This is a genomic window from Blautia sp. OF09-25XD (assembly GCF_003482095.1).
Lineage (GTDB): Bacteria > Bacillota > Clostridia > Lachnospirales > Lachnospiraceae > Fusicatenibacter > Fusicatenibacter saccharivorans.
On the sequence record NZ_QUMG01000010.1, the window covers coordinates 56,793 to 73,618 of the forward strand.

Sequence of the window (16,826 nt, forward strand, 5' to 3'; positions counted from 1 at the left end):
ATATTATGACTATACATACATTTATGTGGCGCTGAATGGGGACATAAGAGTGAGACATAAAAGAAAGGTAACTATTCAGAACCCCATCTCGATTCCGCTTGCGCTGCATCTCGATGTTGCTTCTCGCCATATGAAATTCCAGAAAACCGCGCATTCATGCAAGCATGATTCACGATTTTCTTCTCTTTCGCATGGCGCTGAATAGTTACAAATAAAGAATAGAACAGGAGAAAAAAAGATATGTATCTGGAAGAGTATAAGAGATGGCTGGCAGCTGATCTGGAAGACGCAGATCTGAACCCGGAGCTGGCACGGATTGAAGGAAACGATGAGGAGATCAAGGACCGTTTTGCTGTATCTCTGAAATTCGGAACCGCAGGACTTCGTGGTGTACTTGGCGCAGGAACAAACCGTATGAATATCTATGTAGTGCGTCAGGCAACACAGGGCCTTGCAAACTGGGTAAAAACACAGGGCGGAAACCAGACCGTAGCCATCAGCTATGACAGCCGTATCAAGAGCGATGTTTTCGCAAAAACAGCAGCAGGCGTTCTGGCTGCAAACGGAATCAAAGTTAGAATTTACGATGCACTGATGCCGGTACCGGCACTTTCCTTTGCAACCCGTTACTATAACTGCAATGCAGGTATCATGGTAACTGCATCCCACAACCCGGCAAAATACAACGGCTACAAAGCCTACGGCCCGGACGGATGCCAGATGACCGATGATGCTGCAGCAATCGTATACGCAGAGATTCAGAAAACCGATATCCTGACCGGCGTAAAATATATGCCGTTTGCACAGGGAGTAGAAGAGGGACTGATCCGTTTCGTCGGCGATGACTGCAAGAATGCACTGTACGAAGCCATCGAATCCCGTCAGGTTCGTCCAGGCCTCTGCAAGACCGCTGGACTGAAACTCGTTTACAGCCCGCTGAACGGATCTGGTCTTGTACCGGTCACCCGTGTATTAAAAGACATCGGCATCACTGATATCACCATCGTTCCGGAGCAGGAGTATCCGAACGGATACTTCACCACCTGCAGCTATCCGAACCCGGAAATCTTTGCTGCACTGGAAAAAGGCCTGGATCTTGCAAAAGAGACCGGCGCAGACCTGATGCTGGCAACCGACCCGGATGCAGACCGCGTTGGTATCGCCATGAAATGCCCGGATGGAAGCTATGAGCTGGTAACCGGAAATGAAGTCGGCGTTCTGCTTCTCGACTACATCTGCGCAGGCCGCATCGAGAAAGGCACCATGCCGGAGAAACCAGTTGCTGTAAAATCCATCGTGTCCACACCGCTGGCAGATGCAGTTGCAGAGCACTACGGCGTAGAGCTCCGCAGCGTTCTGACCGGATTCAAATGGATCGGTGATCAGATTGCAAACCTTGAGGCAGACGGCGAAGTAGACCGCTTCATCTTCGGATTCGAGGAGAGCTACGGATACCTGGCCGGTCCGTATGTAAGAGATAAAGACGCAGTCATCGGCTCCATGCTGATCTGCGAGATGGCAGCTTATTACAGAAGCATCGGAAGCTCCCTGAAACAGAGACTGGAAGAGATCTATGCCGAGTATGGCCGTTACCTGAACAAAGTAGACAGCTTCGAGTTCCCGGGACTTAGCGGAATGGACAAGATGGCCGGTATTATGGATGGCCTTCGAAAAGAGCCGCTGACCGAGATCGCAGGTTCCGCTGTTGTCAAAGTAACCGATTACGAGAAACCGGAAGAAACAGGACTCCCATCCGCAAACGTTCTGATCTACAAACTGGCAAATGGTGAAACCGTCATCGTCCGCCCGTCCGGTACAGAGCCGAAGATCAAGGTATATTACACAACACTTGGCAAGGATCTGGCAGAGGCAGAAGCAGAGAAAGAAAAACTCGCAGAGGCTTTGAAACCGATTTTGGCATAAAGAAAATAAAAGAATGGAAGGGCGTGGCTTTGGTCACGCCCTTTTTTGAACCGAAATTTCTTTTGAAAAGTGTAAGATTTTCTGCAAAATGGCGTGATGATAGATGAAAGGGGGGATTTCCATATGGAGGATACTCATATTGTCCAAATGTACTGGGACAGGAACGAAACAGCGATCAGCGAGTCTGCGGTGAAATATGGTACATACTGTACTTCGATTGCACAGAATATTCTGCAGAATCCGGCGGATGCAGAAGAATGTGTCAACGACACCTGGCTTCACGCGTGGAATGCCATGCCGCCGCACCGGCCGTCTCTGCTATCCACATTTCTTGGAAAAATAACGAGAAATCTTTCGTTTGATCTGTATAGAAAAATGCATCGCAAAAAACGCGGAGAAAGTCAGATGGATGCGGTATTGGACGAGCTGGAAGAATGTGTTTCGGGGAAAGATGATATTGAGCGGCAGTGGGAGATGAAAGAACTGATCGCGGAGATCAATCAGTTTCTGCAGAAGCTGCCGGAGGAAAAACGATGCATGTTTGTCCTGCGGTACTGGTATGTAGACAGCATCGGTGAAATCGCGGAGCGGCTGGGAAGAAGTGAAAATTATATTTCAGTTTCATTAAACCGGATCCGTGGAAAATTGCATACACACTTGACGGAAAGGGGGTTCGAATTATGAAGAAAGAAGAATTGTTTGAAGTGCTGGGAAATCTGGAGCCTGGTATGGTGGAAAAAGCACGGAGTGATCGCCACCCGCGGAGAGGCGTATGGAAAAAATGGACGGCCGCCGCAGCCTGCGCGGTGATCATCGGCGGAGCTGTGCTGGGGGTTGCGACATGGAGAAACGGTCGGGAGGGTTCTGCAGTCCGTTATCCGTCGGGGGTAACGACGGTTCTGGCGGCTTATCCGGCATCTGTGGAGCGGACAATGGATGCACAGAAATTCATGGAAAGCGATGCACACTGGGACTGGTGGGATTCGTACCGGGAGTTGACAGCAAAATCAGCAGAACTGCAGTCGGGAATGGATGCATATTATCAGAACCTGATGAAACAAATGCTGGTTTCAGAAGATGAAAATACCGTCTGCTCGCCGATCAATCTGTATATCGCGTTTGCAATGCTGGCGGAAACTTCGGATGGAAATACGCGGCAGCAGATTCTGGATATGCTTGGTGCGCAGGACATGGACACCTTACGGGAAAATGTTTCTTCACTCTGGGAAAGCAATTATGCAGACACGCCCGCGCTGAAAAGTGTGCTGGCAAATTCGCTGTGGCTCGATAGTGAGGAATCATACAATGACGCAACGCTGCAGCGGCTGGCGGAGCAGTACTATGCATCGACATTCAGAGGAACGCCAGGATCAAAAGAAATGGATCAGGCATTGCAGACCTGGACGGATAATAATACCGGCGGGCTTTTGAAGGAATATACGAAAGACATGGCGATCGCACCGGATACCGTGTTTGAGCTTGTATCTACCATCTATTATAAGGCGATGTGGAGGGAAAATTTCTGGGAAGTGAATACAGAGAAGGAAACGTTCCACGGAACTGCGGGAGACACCGATGTGGATATGATGAAAAAAACGGAACGGATGGATGTCTACCAGGGAGAACAATTTACGGCAATCGGTCTTAGCCTTCAGGACAGCGGCTCTATGTATTTCCTGCTTCCGGATGAAAATGCAGATGTAAGTGAACTGGTATCATCGCCGGATCTGATGAAGGTTATACGGCGGGATGAAAGCAGTGATAACTGGTATTCCCCTATGGTGAATCTGTCTGTTCCTAAATTTAAAGTATCGGAGAAAACAGACCTGATCGAAACGGTGCGTGCACTTGGTGTAACGGATGCACTGGATGCGGATCTGGCGGATTTCAGTCCATTAACAGAGAACAGGAATGGCTTATACCTGAGCAAAGCAGACCACGCCGCCATGCTCGAAATTGATGAAAACGGAGTAACCGGAGCAGCCTATACAGAACTTGGCGTTTCAGAAACCGCAGCAGAAATCCCGGACGACGAAATCGATTTCGTACTGGATCGTCCATTCCTGTTTCTTGTTACGGGGCAGGACGGATCGCTGTTGTTCTCGGGAGTTGTAAGAAATATCGACGGGAAGTGAAAAAAGGAGTCGGACTGTCCGACTCCTTTTAAAATAGAAGAACTCAGGGTATTTCATTCTCCGAAGCGGATATTCTTTACTGTTTTCTTCTCAATATGCAAATCTTCATAAATCCGGTTGCCACCATTTCCCTGCGGCGCCTGGGCAAGAAGCCCTACTTTTACGGTCTTTTTACCGGAAAGATTAAAAAATCTTGTCATAAAATAATGAATGCCGTCTTCAGAATAATGGAAAGCAAAGGAATTTTTCACTCTGCAAATTTTCAGCCATGCGGTATTTCCGGAAATATTACTTCCGTTGGCATCGTCAGAATAACCTTGTTTCGTCACAACGCTGACAGCGGCATGAGTTCCGAAATCGGTTTTTTCAAAGCAGCTTTTTGCCCAGTTGTCCAGATCTTCCATGACCATAAGAGAAGAAGAGTCATAGATGTCTTTGAAGTCATGAGAAACTTTGACAGTCAGAACAAAATCGCCTTCGATTTCCGTATAATAATAGGGTGCATTGTGCAGTGATTCCGGCGTAATGCCTTCTTCCGAAACAGTGCCGTTGTTGCAGAAGAAATCTGTCCCAGCCGGTGCAAAGATGACAAGCTTGCCTTCTTCCTCTCTTTTTAATTCGCTTTCATTTAACCAGGAAAAATCCATCATCCTATCTCCTTTCTAAGAAGTGTGTCTGAGACACGTTACAGTATCTCTTCGGTGCTTATTTTTGCTCTGCGTTCCTTTGTCGGAGCAGAAAAACAGACAAAATCAGTACAGCAGGGAAAATGCAGCCGGCCAGCATACCTGCCTTCAGATCGTCGCCGGTGTTTTGTGTGACAAATCCAATAACAAATGGGCCAATGGAACCACCCATATCTCCGGCCATGGCGAGAAGTGCGAACAGTGCAGTTCCGCCGAGTGGAATTTTAGAGGATGAAATACTGATGGTTCCCGGCCACATAATTCCTACGGAGAAACCACACACAACGCAGCCTGTAAGATTTAAAAGAGGATAAGGTGCGAGAGCTGCAGCCAGATAACAGATCAGGCAAAGTGTACCGGATGCGATCATAAATTTTGTTAAGTCAATTTTTTCCCCGTATTTACCATAGAAGGTTCTGCTGATGCCCATCATCACAGCAAACAGGCACGGTCCTGCAATGTCTCCAATGCTTTTTGAGAGACCTAATGCAGACTCGGCATAAGCGGAAGCCCATTGCGCCATCGAAATCTCGCTTGCTCCGGCGCAGACCATAAGAACAAGGGAAATCCAGAAAATGGGAAGACGGCACAGCTGACGAATGGTAAGTCCTTCTTCGCTTCCGGTCAGTGATTCAATCGGGCAGGAAAGAAAATTAAACGTATTGTACAGTGGAAGTACAGCCCAGATACATGCGAGGATCGGCCAGCGTTCCATACCAAAAACTGCCAGAAAAGCAGTGGAGAGTAGGATGACGCCTACAGACCCCCAGCAGTAAAAGGAGTGAAGCAGACTCATAACGCTGTCCTTATTGTCAAACGGACAAGCTTCTACGATTGGGCTGACAAGAACCTCAATCAGTCCGCTTCCGGCGGCATAGATCATGGCACTGAGCAAAATTCCTGCATAGGCATTTGGCAGAATATTGGGCAGAAAGGCAAGTCCAATCAGGCCGCAGGCGGAAAGAATCTCAGAAGCAACGACACACCTGCGATAACCGATTTTATCGACATATCTGGCACAGAACAAATCGACAAGAAGTTGTGTGAAAAAGAATACTGTCGAGATAAACGCAATTTTTCCAAGAGAAATATGGTAAGTTCTGTGAAAGGTAAGAAATAGTAAAGGTGCAAAATTTGCAGAAATTGCCTGCGTGATAAATCCAAGATAACAGGCAATTAAGGTTTTGTGGTAGTTCTTTTTCATGATGATATACTCCGTTTTTTAAAATGGCAGAACTGCTGCGGCCGTAGTGTTCGTTTCGTTGCCGTTCACCGTGTTCCATGGAGCGACAACGATTCTTTTTGTATAATAACGTAAAATAGTGTCGCTTTCACTGGAATATATCGTCTGTTTATTGTATAATATCGCAAAATAGAGAGGGTCGTGCCTGAAAAACGGAGGCGGGGAAAGATGGAGTTTAATACATTTTATAACAAGATCCAAACGGATGAAACCATGATGGAAACGATACAGCATGGAAATAGTGAATATCCGTTTCAATTGTATTACGACGATCTTGCGTTGTTTGATTTTCATTGTGTAGAATGGCACTGGCATGTGGAGTTTGAGTTTGTTTTTGTACAGGAGGGAACAGCAACCTTCTGGGTTGGCGAAAAGCAGCTTTCACTGGGACAGGGAACGGGCATTTTTATTAACTCAAAGATTTTGCATCGCTATTTTTCTGAAGGCCATGCGATTGTGCCAAATTTCGTTCTGAAACCGACATTTCTCGCTTCGGCAGACAGCCTGATTTACAAAAAATACATTGCACCGATACAGGCGTGTAAGGTGGACTGCATTGTCTTTTGCAGGGAAATAAAATGGCAGGCAGAAGCACTGGAGCTCATGCAGAAAATTCTCAAAGCGCAGGAATCAGACAAAGACCGGGAACTGGTTACTTTATTTCTGACGCAGGAATTGTGGCACTTGCTTTATTTGCACATGGATTCGGAAGTGCTGCAGAAAAAAAGAGAAAATACGGCATCCTCACAGGGAAGAACACAGCTGATGATGCAATATATTCATCAAAATTTCCGACAAAATCTTACATTGGAGGATATCGCCGGGCAGGCTATGGTGAGCAAAAGTACGGCATTGAATCTGTTCCGAAGATATCTTCACGATACGCCGGTGCATTATCTGGTGAAGTATCGTCTGCAGGAGGCTGCAAAGCTTCTGGCCACGACGGAGAAAAAGATAACTGTAATTTCCGGCGAGACGGGATTTGAAAATATGGATTATTTTTGCAAAACATTTAAGAAATATTATGGGAGGACACCGACGGAATATCGAAGAAAAAAACAAATGGATACGGATGACAGAGAAGGGATCGTTCAAGAGGTAGTGTAAGAGAAAACGGAAAAATTACATTCTGAAAAAGGAGCGGAATCCGGTGTGGGTTCTGCTCCTTTTTAAATGGAAAATTATGGAATATACTTATTCGGCACAGCCAAAAACTCTTCTACATATTGCTCCAGTGCCGCAAGCAGCTCTTCAAGCGGAAAGACCTTCAGATCCTGCGCGGCTTCCGGCGGGACGGAGAGGAAGTGATGGAGGAGGTCAAGTACCTGTTGGACGTTCTCATACGGAATTTCTGTGATTCCAGGGTTCGTGACGTTAGGATTGAGATCGAGCGGGATGCAATAGCGGTTGACAAGATATGTATTCATTCGTGTATAGTCCCCGTAATAATACTCCTCCGTGAGATATCTGGAAAAAGGAATGGATGTCCGCGATTTTTTGATATAAACCGTTGCAATCTCATCTCTCATATCTGTAATTTCCCCATCCGCATTATAAAATTCCACAATCTGAGGAATGAAATCCTTAAAAAATTTCCGGTCAATATAAAGATGAAAATAATATCCCAGTGCGCTCGAATCTGGCAGAAGTGAACGGTATTTCGCTGTAAACCGTGTAAGATCCGGGAATACCATCATTTTTTCGCGGTAAAGCGGATCGCGGAAATGGGAGGATTCTTTCTGCTGCGTCGCATCCGGCAGAAGATTTCCGATTAGAAAATCATTTACCGATGAAATCGGATATGGAAAATCCGGGTGGGACGGGAGGTGCTTTAACAGCATTTGGGCTGCGGTGAGATGTAAAATAAAACCTGGCATGGGAATGAAGATGTCCTTTCGTATTTGCTTCTAATCTAAACAAAATGGCAGCGTTTGTCAAATTCTATTTGAGTAGCGTAAATTCTAAAAAAAACATAAACACCGGCAAATTTCTTGACATGGAAATTTGCCGGTGTTATTATTTAACATGCGTAAATAAATAACACTGTTAAGTATTTGCGCAAAAAGGAGGGGGATAATATGAAAGATGCATTTGAAAAACTGTTTCGTGCGGTGCACCAGTTTAAAAAACTGAACGTATCAGACCTGATTCCGGGACTCAGCAGTTCCGAATTTTCCGTTATGGGTGCGATTTTGCAAATGGGAGAAAACGGAAAAATTACAAGCTCAGAGCTGGCAGCAAAGACCAAAACGCTTCCGCCGGCTGTGTCGCGCACACTGCGCGGACTGGAAGAAAAAGGATATGTAGAGCGGAGCGTTGACAAAAAAGACCGCAGAAATACGTATATCAGTCTGACAGAGAAGGGCTGGAAAAAGGGGGAAGAGGTACGGGACAGAATGCAGGATTTTGGCTGCTCTGTGATGTCACAGTTAAAGGAAGAGGATGTAGATCAGCTGGTTGCTTATCTGGATCGTATCTATGAGATTGCAGAAAAAGAAATTGAAACCCGAAAACGATGTACGAGAAAGACAGAAAGGGGAAAAAATGAGTAAGATTTTCAAGAATATGCTCCCGTACTGGAAATCGATTCTTGTGATTCTTATGCTTTTGTTTGTCCAGGCGTGGTGCGACCTGTCGCTCCCGTCGTACACATCTGATATCATCGATGTGGGCATTCAGAACAGCGGTGTTGAGCACGTTACGCCAAAAAGGATCACAGAGGAAGAATTTCAGACAGCAAAGTTCATCATGACGGATGATGAGGCAGACTTGTGGAAAGCCTTTATACGAAAAAGGACGGCTATTACGAACGGAACAAAGCTTCCGAAAAAGAACTAGATACAGCGGATGAAACGCTGACCGTTGCACTCCTTATGAATTACCAGATGGGTGCGATGGAGGAAACTGCCTTCAAACAGCTCATGGCGCAGCAGACCAGTCAGGATGCTTCCGTGTTTGAAAACATGACGATAGAGCAGATCGGCGAGATGATGCATGTGGAGCTGAAGAGCTTCCGGCAGGAAAAGGAAGATGAGGATGGAAACAAGGCAGAAGTGACCTGTGTAGATGTCCGTCCGATTTTTGCATCCATGCTCGAGAGTGGACAAATGGAGAAAGATGACGTGCTTTCGATGCGCGATGGCATGGAAAAAACGCTCGACACGATGGGAAGCTCGCTGGTAAAATCGATGGGAATTGCCTATGCGGTTTCCGCAGATAAAGCGGCGGGACTTGATATCGACCGGATTCAGAAGTCGTATCTTCTGACGGCGGGTCTTAAGATGGTCGGCATGGCACTTCTGATGGGTGTGGTAACGGTTTTTGTCGGACTGTTTGCCTCCCGTGTTGCTGCCGGAATCGGTCGCGATCTGAGAGATCAGGTATTCAAAAAGGTTGTCGGATTTTCCAATGCGGAAATGGATCAATTTTCCACAGCATCCCTGATTACGAGAAGTACAAATGATATCCAGCAGATCCAGATGGTATCGGTGCTGCTGCTGCGCATGATTGCGTATGCGCCGATTCTTGGTATTGGCGGTGTCATCAAGGTGGTAAAAACGGGCGCCGGCATGGGCTGGATTATCGTGCTGGCAATTATTGTGATTATCAGCTATGTCATGCTGCTTGTATCTATTACAATGCCGAAATTCAAAAAGATGCAGAAGCTGGTCGATAACATCAACCTGGTTTCCCGTGAGATCCTGACCGGACTTTCCGTTATCCGTGCATTCGGAAGAGAGGATAAAGAAGAAGAGCGCTTTGATACGGCAAACCGGGAGCTGACCGGGACGACACTGTTTACCAACCGTGTCATGACCTTTATGATGCCCGGCATGATGATGATTATGAATGTACTGACCGTAGGAATTGTCTGGTTTGGTGCACACAGAATCGATGAGGGTACGATGCAGGTCGGCGCAATGACAGCGTTCATTACGTATGCCATGATGATTGTTATGTCCTTCCTGATGCTGACGATGATGTCTATCATGCTGCCGCGTGCTGCGGTTGCCGCAGGTCGTATCGATGAGGTTATCCGGACAGAGCTTTCGATTCAGGATGCTAAAACGCCGGAAAAATTAGACGTACACAATGGTGTTGTCCGCTTTTGCCATGTCAATTTCCGGTATCCGGGAGCGGAAGAGGATGTATTGCATGATATTGATTTCGTGGCGGAGCCGGGAAAGACAACGGCAATTATCGGCAGTACCGGCTGCGGAAAATCAACGCTGGTAAACCTGATTCCGCGTCTTTACGATGTGACGGGCGGACAGATTACCCTGGATGGGAAGGATATCCGAAACATTACCATGAAGGAGCTGCGAGACGAGATTGGCTTTGTACCGCAGAAAGGTGTGCTGTTCTCGGGAACGATCGCATCGAACCTGCGCTTCGGAAAAGAAAATGCAACCGATGCCGAGATCGAAAAAGCAGCCGCGATTGCGCAGGCAACAGAGTTTATTGAAGCAAAAGACGATAAATATGAGACCGCGATTTCCCAGGGCGGAACGAATGTGTCCGGCGGACAGAAACAGCGTCTGGCGATTGCGCGTGCGATTGCAAAGGATCCGAAAATCTTTATTTTCGATGACAGCTTTTCTGCACTTGATCTGAAAACGGATGCGGCGCTTCGAAAAGCACTGGCGGAGAATGTCAAAGACAGCACCGTGATCATTGTGGCACAGCGAATCAGTACAATTCTCCATGCGGAGCAGATTCTGGTGCTCGATGACGGAAAGGTAGTCGGAAAAGGTACACATGAAGAACTGCTGAAGAACTGTAAGGTTTATCAGGAGATTGCAAAATCCCAGCTCTCGGCGAAGGAGCTTGGAATAGAAAGTGAGGTGGCTGACCATGAGTGACAGGAGAAATCAGCAGCCGCGCAAAGGAGGACCGATGGGAGGCATGGGCCGCGGCATGCAGCCGGGCGAGAAGCCGAAGAACCTGAAAAAATCAATCAAACAGCTTGCACAGTACATCGGAAAGTATAAAATTGCGATTTTTGTCGTTATGCTCTGTGCAGCATGTTCGACCGTGTTCAACGTTGCGGGACCAAAAATCCTCGGAAAAGCAACAACAGCATTGTCTGAGGGACTGATGGAAAAAATCAGAGGGACAGGCAGCATTGATTTTACGAAAATCGGAAAAATTCTGCTGTTTACCCTTGGCCTGTATCTGATGAGCGCCCTGTTCAGCTTCATCCAGGGCTGGATTATGACGGGCGTTACCCAGAAGGTATGCTATCGGCTCCGGAAGGAAATTTCGGAGAAAATCAACCGCATGCCGATGAAATATTTTGAGAGCCGCACCTATGGCGAAGTGCTCTCGCGTATTACCAACGATGTCGACACACTGGGTCAGGGACTGAACCAGAGCATTACCACAATCATCACATCCGTGGCAACGCTGGTCGGCGTTCTGATCATGATGCTGAGTATCTCTCCGCTGATGACGCTGATCGCACTTGTGATCCTGCCAATTTCTATGGGGCTGATCGGACTGGTGACGAAAAAATCCCAGAAATTCTTCCGTGACCAGCAGGAATATCTGGGTCACATCAATGGACAGGTTGAGGAGGTTTACGGCGGCCATCTTGTAATTAAGGCATTTAACCGTGAAAAGGATACCATTGAGGAGTTTGAGAAAACCAACAGCATTCTCTATGATTCCGCATGGAAATCGCAGTTTTTATCCGGTATGATGCAGCCGATTATGATGTTTGTCGGGAATTTGGGCTACGCCTGTGTGGCGCTGACCGGAGGCCTGCTGGCGATCCGAAACGTGGTTACAATCGGTGATATCCAGGCATTCATCCAGTATGTAAAAAACTTTACCCAGCCAATCCAGCAGATTGCGCAGGTGATCAACATGGTACAGTCGATGTCGGCGGCATCCGAGCGTGTCTTCGAATTCCTGAATGAAGAGGAAGAGGATCAGACCACGGAAAATCCGGCCGATATTGGGACGGTAACAGGAGCAGTAACCTTTGATCATGTACAGTTCGGATACAATCCGGACCAGATCATCATTCATGATTTCTGCGCGAAGGTAAAACCGGGTCAGAAAATTGCCATTGTCGGCCCGACCGGAGCAGGAAAAACGACGATGGTTAAGCTGCTGATGCGTTATTATGATGTAAACAGCGGAGCCATTCTTCTGGATGACCACAATATCAGGGATTTCAACCGCAGAGAGCTTCGCGATGCCTTTGGTATGGTGCTGCAGGATACGTGGCTGTTCAAAGGCAGTATCATGGAAAATATCCGCTACGGCCGGCTCGATGCCACGGATGAGGAGGTTATTGCAGCGGCGAAGGCTGCAAGAGCACACCATTTCATTCAGACCCTGCCGGGCGGCTACCAGATGGAGCTGAATGAGGATGCAAGCAATGTATCCCAGGGACAGAAACAGCTTCTGACGATTGCAAGAGCAATTCTTGCGGACAATAAGATCCTGATTCTCGATGAGGCGACCTCATCCGTTGATACCAGAACAGAGATCGAGATCCAGAAAGCAATGGATAACCTGATGAAGGGCAGAACGAGCTTTGTCATCGCCCATCGGCTGTCTACGATTCGCGATGCGGATCTGATTCTTGTCATGAAGGACGGAGATATCATCGAGCAGGGCAACCATGAAGAACTGCTTGCGAAGAATGGGTTCTATGCAAACCTTTACAATTCGCAGTTTGAGGATGTCGTTGCGTAACATAGAAAAAAGAATCCATACATTTCAGCACCTGCATCAGCCAAACGATGCAGGTGCTGTTTTCAGTTTGTGGTTTATCCCAGATACTGCGGGTTGTCCCAGATTGCTTGAGAGAAAAGAAAAAATTTGGTATGCTGGTGAGAAGTAGAATCTTCGATAAGAAGAGTATGGGGGAAAATAATGAATTTAATTTTATGTGATGATGATAAAGCATTTTTAGATAAACTGGAAATCAGAATCCGCGGTCTGTGCCAGGAGCATGGGATCGCGGTGGAAATGGAGAGCTATACGTCCGCGAAGGAGATGCTGGAAGGAATCAAAAATCTTGATGAGATTTCTGTTTTTTTTATTGATATCGATATGCCGGAAGTGAATGGATTTGAGGTTGCATCGTATCTGAAAAAGTGGAACAGGGAATGTTGTATTGTGTTTGTATCAAATAAGGATGATCTGGTGTTTCAGTCATTGGTGTATCATCCATTCTTTTTTATCCGCAAGGCACATCTGGACGAGGAATTGGAGCCGCAGTTGCTGGAACTGCAGAAAAAGGCAGGAAAGAAAGTTCCGCAAATAGAACTGCAGACAGGGCGTCAGAGTGTAAAACTTGCATTGCGTGATATCTGGTTTGTGGAGAGCGAGAAGAACTATCTGCTTTTTTATCGGGAAAAAGATACGAGGGACGAGGCGATTCGTGTAAGAATGAAAATGTCAGAAGCGGAGAAAAAACTGGAAGCGCATAAATTTGTAAGGACACATAAAGGATATTTGGTTAACATGAACTATGTATATCGGTTGCGCGAAAAAGAACTTCTGCTATTGAACGGGAAAAGCATTCCTGTCAGCAGAAATTATCTGAATCAGGTTCGAATGAAAATTATGGGAGTGGTGATGGAATGAGTGCAACATTTTGGAAGGTTTTTGAACTTGCAATTTCTGTTTTGGAAAATATGCTTCTGCTGGGGTTTTGTATGGATTTCATGCAGCAGCGGCCGAAAGGAAAACGGGGGAAATTTTTATGGTTGTTCGCGGTGCTGGTCGGAATGATTTTTCCGGCGCTGGAAAAGTATCCGGCGATTTATGATCGATGGGAATTATGGCTTACATTGCTCTGGCTGTTTGGATATCTGGCAGTGAGTACGCGGGGCAGTATTCTTCGAAAAATCATTGCTGCAGTAGTTGCGAGGGAATTAACGACGTTTGTGAATACAGCAGTTCTTTTTGGATGCAGTTTACTTCTACAAGAGAGTGTAGCATCTTTTATTCAACAACAGGATATCGCGAGAATTGCTACTGTTCTTTTGACGAAAATCTTATATTTTTTTGTGGGCAAAATTTTAAACGGCCTTCTTTTTGAAAGAAAAAATCTGGTGAATTGGCAGTGGATTGTTATAGGATGCAGTCTTGTATTTTCAACCGTTGCGGGAAAGACATTGATTACCTTGTCCAGAGATTTTCCGGGAATCCAGATGCAGGAACAGAAATTAATGCTGCTGTGCGTGTCCTGTATTTGGCTGATGTGCTTGATTATGTACTTTGTAGTACAGCAAATGAGCAAAGATAATCAGACAAAGCTAGAATATGAACTGATGAAAGAAAAAGAGAAATATTCAAAGGAAAGTATGGAAATTATTAAAAGAAGTAATGAAGAATTACGAGAATTTAAACATGATTTGAAAAATTATCTTTTACCTCTGCAAGAGGCAATGGAGACCATGCCGCAGTCGGAAATGGCAAAGGTATGGGAAAAAATTAATCAGAAAATTGAAGATGTACAGACATTGATTCAGACCGGAAACAGTTATGTGGATTCTATGATTAATACAAAAATTACTCTTGCGAGAAGTGAAAAAGTAGATGTGAAGTGTACGATTCTGAGCAAAATGGAAGGAATTGATGATTTGGAGTTTTGCTCTGTGTTTGGAAATCTCATGGATAATGCGATTGAAGCAGAGCGGAAAGTTATAGAGAAGAAAGAAATTATAATTTTTGTAGAGGAAAAAATGGGATATCTTCGGTTGGAGATTCAAAATAAAATAGAGAAATCTGTTTTAAATGAAAATTCAAGTTTGAATACGACGAAGAAAGATACAAGCAGCCATGGGATTGGGCACAAAAGTATAAAACGGACGATGCAAAAGGTAGGTGGCGCGTTAAAGTATTATGAGACAGGAGATTTGTTTTGCGCAGAGGCAGTGTTTCCGATAAAATAAGATAAAACGTAATAAAAAAGACTTTGTTTGTATGAAGGAAGCAAAAAGAATGCGGATTTCAAAGAACAAGGTCTTATATTTTTGCTATCTGTACCGATTATCCCAGATAGAGCATGATATCCCAGATCCGTTGACGATGGAGAAAATTTTCGTTATGCTTCGAGTAACAGAAGAGAAAGAACGAAATTTTGAAAAGAGGGGATATATGGGAAAGAAAGTGTTGGGAGTTCTGACGATATTGTTGATTCTTACGGGTTGTCAGAATATGGGGAATGAGGCAGAAAATTTGCAGCAGGTAGAAAAACAGGAAAATGGAGAAGAACGGAATAGTTCTATCAGCAATGATGAAACGGAAACAAATGTGACACATGAAAAGGATCAGGAATTAAGCAATGGTGAGCACATCCGTTTTCAGCTTGGCAGCCAGGCAAAAATTGATGCGGTTGTTGACATGCCGGACAAAAAATGGAACGAGTTTGAAAAATGTATGATAGAAGTGGATGGATTTCAAGGAGAAAGTGTGTTCAATAAAATACTTGGGAAACTTCCGGAAAGTGGATTGGAAACAAGAAAAGGAGACATGGGAGAGCCAGATGTTTGTTATTCGTATGAGGGAATACTTGGCGAACAATTAAAAAATCAAAATGGAACGGTGTCTGTCAGCAATATATTAGGAGTGGAAACGGAAGAAGGAAAAAAAGTTTATTATAATTTACCTGTTGAATATATTACATCAGCCTATGGTGAAGGGATTTTGGTCAGAGACAATGAGCAGAAAATTTCATTGGAAGACGAAGAAAAGCTGATAGAGGAAGGAAAAGAGTTTGTTAGATGGATTGGAGACTGGGAAAAAGTTGAATTGACCAGTAAATACAGTTTTTCGTATGAACAGATGGAAAAACAGCAGGAATTAATGGAACAGGCAATCGAGAATGGAGAATTGCTAAAGCCTCAGAAGATTCAGAAATATGAGTGGTCAAAAGCAGATGATTGTTTCCTGGTGCTTTTTCAGGGTTATCTGAATGGGGTTCCTGTATTATGCAATGAAATTAACCGGCAGGATGATCTTTATATTCCGTCATCTAAAATACAGGCTGTTATAACGGAGGGCGGGATTCAATATCTTCAAGCAGTTAATCACTATGCTATCCGGGAAAAGGAACCGGTATCTCTTGCGGAAAAAGATATTATCTTGGAAACGCTGAGAAATAAGTATGATTTGGCAATTGCTGAGCCGATTACGCTGGATCAGATGAAACTGATTTATTACCCGATGACAACGGGAAGAAATGAAACGGGGCATTGGATGTGCGATATGATTCCTGCGTGGCAGTTTCGATTTATAGAAGATGAGATCGAACAGTATGTTTACATCAATGCACTGGATGGACGGGAAATTGCAGGGTGAGTTTGTCTGAGCTTTATGATTTACTCAAAGAATAAATTATTTTTGTGAAAGATGTGGCTCCGGGCTAAGCGGGGTCACATCTTTTATAGAGGCGAAGAGAAGTTTCGAGAGAGGGAATGTACCAACCGGTAAAACCATCTCGAAAATCAAAACAGAAAGAAGGTGATCTTTCATGAAGTTTTTTCGAATGATAAAAATGGATTTTAAAAGAATGTTTTTATCAGGAAAATTTTATTTTGCCATTGCAGGTGCGATGCTGGTTACCGTGTTGAACATCAGTCAGGAAGCAATGCAGAGCCGGTGGAATGTATCGGTATATTACCTGGTTGTCAGCAGCCATGGTGTGGGTGCATTTTTTGAAGTGTTTTCTGTGCTGGCTGTGCTGCCGTTTGCGCTGAGCTATTGGGAAGACAGCAGAAATGGCTATCTTAGATGCATTGAGACACGCATAGGGAGAACAGCATATGCTGGTCGCATCTGGTGGTTGCCTTTTTCGGTTCTGTGATCAGTATT

15 protein-coding genes are annotated in these 16,826 nt (G+C 45.2%); 12 read left to right on the plus strand and 3 right to left on the minus strand.

The window, feature by feature from the left end; all coding sequences use genetic code 11:
* Positions 1-240: 240 nt before the first annotated feature.
* From DXA93_RS09770 to DXA93_RS09780, 3 genes are all read left to right on the plus strand, one after another.
* Positions 241-1,923: a phospho-sugar mutase gene (locus tag DXA93_RS09770; protein ID WP_055218946.1), complete on the plus strand. Its 1,683-nt coding sequence runs from the start codon at positions 241-243 to the stop codon at positions 1,921-1,923.
* Between the two features lie 123 nt (positions 1,924-2,046).
* Complete coding sequence (locus DXA93_RS09775; RefSeq protein WP_118750124.1) at positions 2,047-2,607, plus strand: RNA polymerase sigma factor; 561 nt, start codon at positions 2,047-2,049, stop codon at positions 2,605-2,607.
* Entirely contained in the window at positions 2,604-4,058 is a 1,455-nt protein-coding gene (locus tag DXA93_RS09780; RefSeq protein ID WP_118750123.1) for a serpin family protein, read from the plus strand. The genes DXA93_RS09775 and DXA93_RS09780 overlap by 4 nt, the downstream gene beginning before the upstream one ends.
* A 53-nt stretch (positions 4,059-4,111) precedes the next feature.
* Here the strand turns inward: DXA93_RS09780 and DXA93_RS09785 are convergent, their stop codons facing one another.
* Both DXA93_RS09785 and DXA93_RS09790 read right to left on the minus strand, forming a co-directional pair.
* Entirely contained in the window at positions 4,112-4,705 is a 594-nt protein-coding gene (locus DXA93_RS09785) for a DUF1349 domain-containing protein (RefSeq protein WP_055218940.1), read from the minus strand.
* A 58-nt stretch (positions 4,706-4,763) separates the two neighbouring features.
* Entirely contained in the window at positions 4,764-5,948 is a 1,185-nt protein-coding gene (locus tag DXA93_RS09790) for an MFS transporter (RefSeq protein WP_117804438.1), read from the minus strand.
* A gap of 207 nt (positions 5,949-6,155) precedes the next feature.
* On the opposite strand from DXA93_RS09790, the gene DXA93_RS09795 reads away from it, so the two are divergent.
* A complete protein-coding gene (locus tag DXA93_RS09795) occupies positions 6,156-7,094 on the plus strand; it encodes an AraC family transcriptional regulator (RefSeq protein ID WP_119208177.1) in 939 nt (312 codons plus the stop codon).
* A gap of 74 nt (positions 7,095-7,168) precedes the next feature.
* On the opposite strand, the gene DXA93_RS09800 is transcribed toward DXA93_RS09795, so the two are convergent.
* Positions 7,169-7,864 (minus strand): hypothetical protein, encoded by a 696-nt coding sequence (locus DXA93_RS09800; RefSeq protein ID WP_117801872.1) that lies wholly within the window; start codon positions 7,862-7,864, stop codon positions 7,169-7,171.
* A gap of 201 nt (positions 7,865-8,065) precedes the next feature.
* Here DXA93_RS09800 and DXA93_RS09805 point away from each other — a divergent pair, with 201 nt between their 5' ends.
* From DXA93_RS09805 to DXA93_RS09835, 8 genes are all read left to right on the plus strand, one after another.
* Positions 8,066-8,539 (plus strand): MarR family winged helix-turn-helix transcriptional regulator, encoded by a 474-nt coding sequence (locus DXA93_RS09805; protein WP_118719888.1) that lies wholly within the window; start codon positions 8,066-8,068, stop codon positions 8,537-8,539.
* Positions 8,532-8,825: a hypothetical protein gene (locus tag DXA93_RS18475; RefSeq protein ID WP_243036283.1), complete on the plus strand. Its 294-nt coding sequence runs from the start codon at positions 8,532-8,534 to the stop codon at positions 8,823-8,825. Before DXA93_RS09805 ends, DXA93_RS18475 begins: the two co-directional genes overlap by 8 nt.
* Complete coding sequence (locus DXA93_RS09810) at positions 8,759-10,849, plus strand: ABC transporter ATP-binding protein (protein ID WP_243109196.1); 2,091 nt, start codon at positions 8,759-8,761, stop codon at positions 10,847-10,849. Before DXA93_RS18475 ends, DXA93_RS09810 begins: the two co-directional genes overlap by 67 nt.
* The gene (locus DXA93_RS09815) at positions 10,842-12,695 is read left to right on the plus strand and encodes an ABC transporter ATP-binding protein (protein WP_119208179.1); all 1,854 of its coding nucleotides are present in this window, start codon (positions 10,842-10,844) and stop codon (positions 12,693-12,695) included. Before DXA93_RS09810 ends, DXA93_RS09815 begins: the two co-directional genes overlap by 8 nt.
* A gap of 180 nt (positions 12,696-12,875) precedes the next feature.
* Positions 12,876-13,592 carry a LytR/AlgR family response regulator transcription factor gene (locus DXA93_RS09820; RefSeq protein ID WP_119208181.1) on the plus strand — a complete coding sequence of 239 codons (717 nt, stop codon included), beginning with the start codon at positions 12,876-12,878 and terminating at the stop codon, positions 13,590-13,592.
* Positions 13,589-14,905: a GHKL domain-containing protein gene (locus tag DXA93_RS09825; RefSeq protein ID WP_119208183.1), complete on the plus strand. Its 1,317-nt coding sequence runs from the start codon at positions 13,589-13,591 to the stop codon at positions 14,903-14,905. The genes DXA93_RS09820 and DXA93_RS09825 overlap by 4 nt, the downstream gene beginning before the upstream one ends.
* A 451-nt stretch (positions 14,906-15,356) precedes the next feature.
* Positions 15,357-16,313, plus strand: coding sequence for a hypothetical protein (locus DXA93_RS09830; RefSeq protein ID WP_147399543.1), 957 nt, complete (start codon positions 15,357-15,359; stop codon positions 16,311-16,313).
* Positions 16,314-16,485: 172 nt separating this feature from the next.
* On the plus strand, positions 16,486-16,818 hold the full coding sequence (locus tag DXA93_RS09835; RefSeq protein WP_119208188.1) for a hypothetical protein: 333 nt from the start codon (positions 16,486-16,488) through the stop codon (positions 16,816-16,818).
* The last annotated feature ends 8 nt before the right edge of the window (positions 16,819-16,826 follow it).

Excerpts from the sequence above, each read along its gene's own strand:
- DXA93_RS09770 (WP_055218946.1), top strand. The coding sequence starts at position 241 with ATGTATCTGGAAGAGTATAAGAGATGGCTGGCAGCTGATCTGGAAGAC.
- DXA93_RS09775 (WP_118750124.1), top strand. The coding sequence starts at position 2,047 with ATGGAGGATACTCATATTGTCCAAATGTACTGGGACAGGAACGAAACA.
- DXA93_RS09780 (WP_118750123.1), top strand. The coding sequence starts at position 2,604 with ATGAAGAAAGAAGAATTGTTTGAAGTGCTGGGAAATCTGGAGCCTGGT.
- DXA93_RS09785 (WP_055218940.1), bottom strand. The coding sequence starts at position 4,705 with ATGGATTTTTCCTGGTTAAATGAAAGCGAATTAAAAAGAGAGGAAGAA.
- DXA93_RS09790 (WP_117804438.1), bottom strand. The coding sequence starts at position 5,948 with ATGAAAAAGAACTACCACAAAACCTTAATTGCCTGTTATCTTGGATTT.
- DXA93_RS09795 (WP_119208177.1), top strand. The coding sequence starts at position 6,156 with ATGGAGTTTAATACATTTTATAACAAGATCCAAACGGATGAAACCATG.
- DXA93_RS09800 (WP_117801872.1), bottom strand. The coding sequence starts at position 7,864 with ATGCCAGGTTTTATTTTACATCTCACCGCAGCCCAAATGCTGTTAAAG.
- DXA93_RS09805 (WP_118719888.1), top strand. The coding sequence starts at position 8,066 with ATGAAAGATGCATTTGAAAAACTGTTTCGTGCGGTGCACCAGTTTAAA.
- DXA93_RS18475 (WP_243036283.1), top strand. The coding sequence starts at position 8,532 with ATGAGTAAGATTTTCAAGAATATGCTCCCGTACTGGAAATCGATTCTT.
- DXA93_RS09815 (WP_119208179.1), top strand. The coding sequence starts at position 10,842 with ATGAGTGACAGGAGAAATCAGCAGCCGCGCAAAGGAGGACCGATGGGA.
- DXA93_RS09820 (WP_119208181.1), top strand. The coding sequence starts at position 12,876 with ATGAATTTAATTTTATGTGATGATGATAAAGCATTTTTAGATAAACTG.
- DXA93_RS09825 (WP_119208183.1), top strand. The coding sequence starts at position 13,589 with ATGAGTGCAACATTTTGGAAGGTTTTTGAACTTGCAATTTCTGTTTTG.
- DXA93_RS09830 (WP_147399543.1), top strand. The coding sequence starts at position 15,357 with ATGCCGGACAAAAAATGGAACGAGTTTGAAAAATGTATGATAGAAGTG.
- DXA93_RS09835 (WP_119208188.1), top strand. The coding sequence starts at position 16,486 with ATGAAGTTTTTTCGAATGATAAAAATGGATTTTAAAAGAATGTTTTTA.